We start from the raw sequence: 4,345 nt of genomic DNA, 5'->3' as shown, positions 1-4,345 counted from the left end.
TTTGTTTGTGTCTAAATTTTTGGGAATAATCAAATATCCTTATAACTCAATAAGAAAGCGAGATTTTTCAGACAAAAAAACTGGAAAAAGTTTCTCACTTTACTCCAGCCCTTGACTATATTGCACTATTTATGCTACAATATTGTTTGACTGATTAAGCAAAGTGTGTGTTTGTCTTAATCGGTGGTGTAGAAGTTGTTGCTTCTACACCTTTTTCTTTTTTATATTTACTCTATTATTGTAACACACATTAGGCAAAAAAGCAACTGTTTTGTATAAAAACATGATAAAAAGACCTCTAAAAATTCTTTTTTTAGAGGCTTTTGTCTGCCTTCAAATTTTATTTATGCCCTCTTTTTCTGATGACAGCACCGTGTGGCTTATGGTTAATACGAAACCCTGCGCCTAATCCCGAATCCCTAAATTCCTCATACTCTTGTCTCCAAGATCCAAAAAACAGCTCGTGTAGCTGATCGATTCGCTCAATAAGAATCATCTTGGCCATGGTACAAGCCCCTTCGATGGACCAATACATCCCTCGATGTTTCATGCGGTAAGTGACCTTTCGGTGCTGACTCTCCATTACCCCGATACCACGTGAGGACAATCCTCTAAGTTTAGGTGGCCTAGTGTCACAGAAATTTCTTAATAATTTCTTACGAAAATTGTAAAAATTATCAAGAGCTTCCTGGCTTTCTATGAGAGATTCAGCTGTATCTAGTACGGTCTGAAGCAGGCTCTTCTGATGATTTTTGATGGCCTTAAAAGCAAGATCAAGTAGTGTAGACGGGTACGGCTTCAGGAATCGTTTAAGTTCTTCATTGACATGATAGGCATCCCAGAAATGCTCATGACGTTTAATCCGTAGGACCTTCTTAATTTCTTGAAATATTCTGCGAGAATATCCTTTACCATTGTCCGAGTTAGTGATAAGAAGAGTTCGATCAGTGATTTCAAAATGATTATAGAGATAGTCTATCAATTCTTCCTTTGCTTGTTCATGGCTTGTATGGATAATCTCATGCTTATTCTCTAGTACATACCGATTATTACCAACCTTCTTCGCTCCAGTATGAATCAGGAAATGGGCTAAGTCTGTATTGTGTCGTTCATCATTGCTTGATGTTGTCTTGACGAGCACACCATCTCCCTCCAGGTAGATTTTATCTGCCTGGATTTTTTTCGGTTGCTCATCACCTCTAAAAAGCCGATAGCGTTCCCTATCTGAAAAGAGTCTGCCTGCCATTTTTACAGACTTCAAAACAGCGTCCTTTGTTATCTCCAGGCGATAAGCCATCTTAACTGTTCGACAAACTTCACGGTAGGATAAAACAGAAGCGTGTTTTGCCATGTGAAAAATCAACTCAGGAGAATAACGCATATACTTTTCTAGACCTAGCCACTCATCTACGGGATAACAACTTTTCTTTCCCTTTCGCCAGCGATTCCTAGAGAAGGTCACCTCTCCAAATGTAAAAACAACTGTCCTCTCTGTACTATCTATTCGCTTATATCCCCTCAGTCTCATGGAGGGAGCAATCTGCTCGTCATAATCTCTTACTCGCTTCAGGAATTGCTGCTCACGTTTGCGATCTAGTTCTGCGATAAATTCTTTTTCATCAAATCTAAACATACTCTCTATTGTACTGAAATCATGACTAGATTGAAAACATCACAAACTTTCTGCAAGACTCTTTCAAAAATAAAAGCCTTCCCTTATTGGGAAGGTTGTTTAATTATAAATATAATTATATTTATAACGATAAACTTTCGATTAGTTTATCAAGGTAATCTGATGCAGACTTTGCACCAACTGCTTTAGCAATTTCATCCAATTTTTTCCGATTGCTTGGTTTCAAAGTAAACTGAAATTGTTTCTTACGTTCAAAGCTTTCAAACTCAACTGCGACTTCATTTGGAGTCCGATCAGGTTGGCTGCTCGCTTCAATGATCTGTGATATTTCTTTTTCCTTAGGGGTAAATGCCATGATAATCTCCTTCTAATTATATTTATAATTGTATTTGTGTTTATAAATATAATTATATTGTATCATAAATTTTTGAAAAAGTCTGCTCCAACTCAATGAAAAACTTTTTATGTTTTTGATAAAGCTCAGGATTATCCTCCATATCTGCAATAGAGATTTTATCGATTGTGGAATGATTGAATAGCTCTTTTGCTGGTACAATTCCTAGAAGGTTATCTGTTCCCTTTTCTTTAGCTTCAAGCCCCAGGGCTTCCAGTAACTCTCTTGATGATCCATAGTTCGGTCGGATCATATTTGCTAAGAAATATAACTTAGCAGTAATGTATGATTCCCTTGTACGATAGTCAATTACATCCTTTCTGAATGCTTCTAACCGAGTTGATAAATTGAATTTAGCATTATAACCAAACTCCGAAGGAGTTAAGGGACTAATAATAGCGTGACTGACTGCTACAGCATTTTTAGTAGCTGTCGCAAAGTCTGGTCTACAATCAATCAAGATATAGTCAAACTGATCCAACTTTTTCTTTTCGTAGTTATCCTCTAGCCAAAGATAAAGTAGCATATTTTTCTTATCGCTGTTCTCCAGATCTCGTTCCACCGTATCAAGCTGAACTGAACCTGGAATTAGACTGATATTTTCCTTGACTTGCTTAATATCCACATCGCCACCTTTAAAAGCATTAGCAATCGTATTCTTGCTCTCATAGATATTATAACACTGAGTCAAATTACACTGATGGTCTAAGTCTATAAAGAGAACTTTATGCCCTTTCTTAGCCAGCCATTCCCCATAATTAAATGTTAAAGTTGTTTTTCCAACACCGCCTTTAATAGCAGCAAAAGTAATAATTTTCATTCTATTTCTCCATTCCATCCGTAGTAGCAATGGCTACACATTGTTTCTTCTTCATCTATCCACCAACAAGCGCCTTTGTCAGAAGTATAGCAAGCATTGTTCCAAGTGCAACCGCAAATTTTGCAATGAGATTTTTCTGCCATCTACCTATCTCCTTGTTATTTTCTATACTTCTATTATACCATTATAATTATATTTGTCAATATGTTTATAATTATATTTATAATTATTTTTACAATGAAGTCTCTCTTCCCCTTTCGCCAGTGATCCCTAGAAAAGGTTATCTCTCCAGATATAAAGACAACTGTCCTCTCTGTACTGAAATCAAGACTAGATTGAGAACATCAGAAACTTCTACAAGGTTTTCCCATCTTCAAAACGTCGGTCAACTTTCTCTTCTCGACTACGCACGTGCTCCTTAATATCTCTATAATCTGTGTAATGTTTTAGAGTGTCGTCAAAGAACTCTTGTAAGGCTCCTTTTTCAATTTGGAATTGTTTAATCAGTTGACTGACATCTTCCAGTCCCATATCTTTTGGAACTCCTAAATCATCCAATAGTTGTACCGCTGCAAGACTATTTTCTGGAGATTGCTGGATGGCTAAAAGTGCTCCTTCAATTTTATGATAACGTCCAAGTCGCTCATCTAGCTGTCTTAATTCCTCCTGGGTAGCCTCTATCTTTTCATTAAAGCGCTCCTCCAAATGTTGAAATTGTGCTCCATCTGTCACGCCGTGCTCAACTAAGAAATTATATTCCTTAATCAGTTCACGCATAGAGGAAATTTGAGCGTTTTTAGTAACGAGTGTTTCGCCGTTTTGTTTGGCCAATTGCCTTGCGACAGTCAAGCCCATCATGTACCTATTTTTTTGAGATTGATCAGGATTGAGAAAATAAAAATAGTCTTTCTCTTTGATATAGATGGTATAGTTTCCATCCTCATTTTTATCAACTTTATGAGAAGGTATTAAAATTGTACCACTATTTAAAGCTCCCATATCCATCTGCACGTAAATGCCTTGCTTGCTTTCTTGCTCGACCTGCCAGGATTCCACTTCCAATTTCAATTCAAAATCATTTGCCATTTTTTCTTTTGATTCTTGATATTGTTCTTTCAATTCCTCCACATCAAAAACTAACTGATTCTTAGAAATTCTCTCTTTTATTTTTTCAAGAGAATAGAGTCCTTTCTTCGATAATGTATCATCTCGGACATTTCTTTGTTGGGGCTGATCGAGCAATTTATACTTCACAAATTTTCCAGAGAAATCAATCTGAAGATTAAGCGCAGCTGCCTTTTGTTTGAAATCTTCTAACGACAAAGAGTGCTTCAGAAGAAAATCAAGACGTTCCTTGATTTCAAACCGATAATTATTTTGTCTCCGCCAAGCAGAATACTTTGTATAAGAATTTTTCATAGTAGGCTCAATAATTTTAGCGCCATATCGTGCCGCATGTTTGTCCGAAATGGCTCTCAAATTTTTTAAGGTTTTCTTT

5 protein-coding genes are annotated in these 4,345 nt (G+C 36.6%); all 5 read right to left on the bottom strand.

Annotation, left to right across the window (positions count from 1 at the left end):
* Positions 1-340: 340 nt before the first annotated feature.
* Positions 341-1,633 carry an ISLre2 family transposase gene (locus ACIY19_RS10615; protein WP_409003382.1) on the bottom strand — a complete coding sequence of 431 codons (1,293 nt, stop codon included), beginning with the start codon at positions 1,631-1,633 and terminating at the stop codon, positions 341-343.
* Positions 1,634-1,754: 121 nt separating this feature from the next.
* Positions 1,755-1,988, bottom strand: a complete 234-nt coding sequence (locus tag ACIY19_RS10610) for a hypothetical protein (protein WP_061587147.1) — start codon at positions 1,986-1,988, stop codon at positions 1,755-1,757.
* Between the two features lie 52 nt (positions 1,989-2,040).
* Positions 2,041-2,847 carry a ParA family protein gene (locus tag ACIY19_RS10605; RefSeq protein WP_409003381.1) on the bottom strand — a complete coding sequence of 269 codons (807 nt, stop codon included), beginning with the start codon at positions 2,845-2,847 and terminating at the stop codon, positions 2,041-2,043.
* The gene (locus tag ACIY19_RS10600) at positions 2,844-2,990 is read right to left on the bottom strand and encodes a hypothetical protein (protein WP_061587149.1); all 147 of its coding nucleotides are present in this window, start codon (positions 2,988-2,990) and stop codon (positions 2,844-2,846) included. Before ACIY19_RS10600 ends, ACIY19_RS10605 begins: the two co-directional genes overlap by 4 nt.
* Before the next feature lie 211 nt (positions 2,991-3,201).
* On the bottom strand, positions 3,202-4,345 hold a 1,144-nt coding region (locus tag ACIY19_RS10595), incomplete at its 5' end, for a helical hairpin domain-containing protein (protein ID WP_409003380.1).

Origin of the sequence: Streptococcus sp. ST14 (assembly GCF_046098195.1) — a bacterium.
Taxonomy (GTDB): domain Bacteria; phylum Bacillota; class Bacilli; order Lactobacillales; family Streptococcaceae; genus Streptococcus.
Note: the sequence above shows the minus strand (reverse complement) of the source record. Positions and strands in the feature narration are given on the sequence as shown.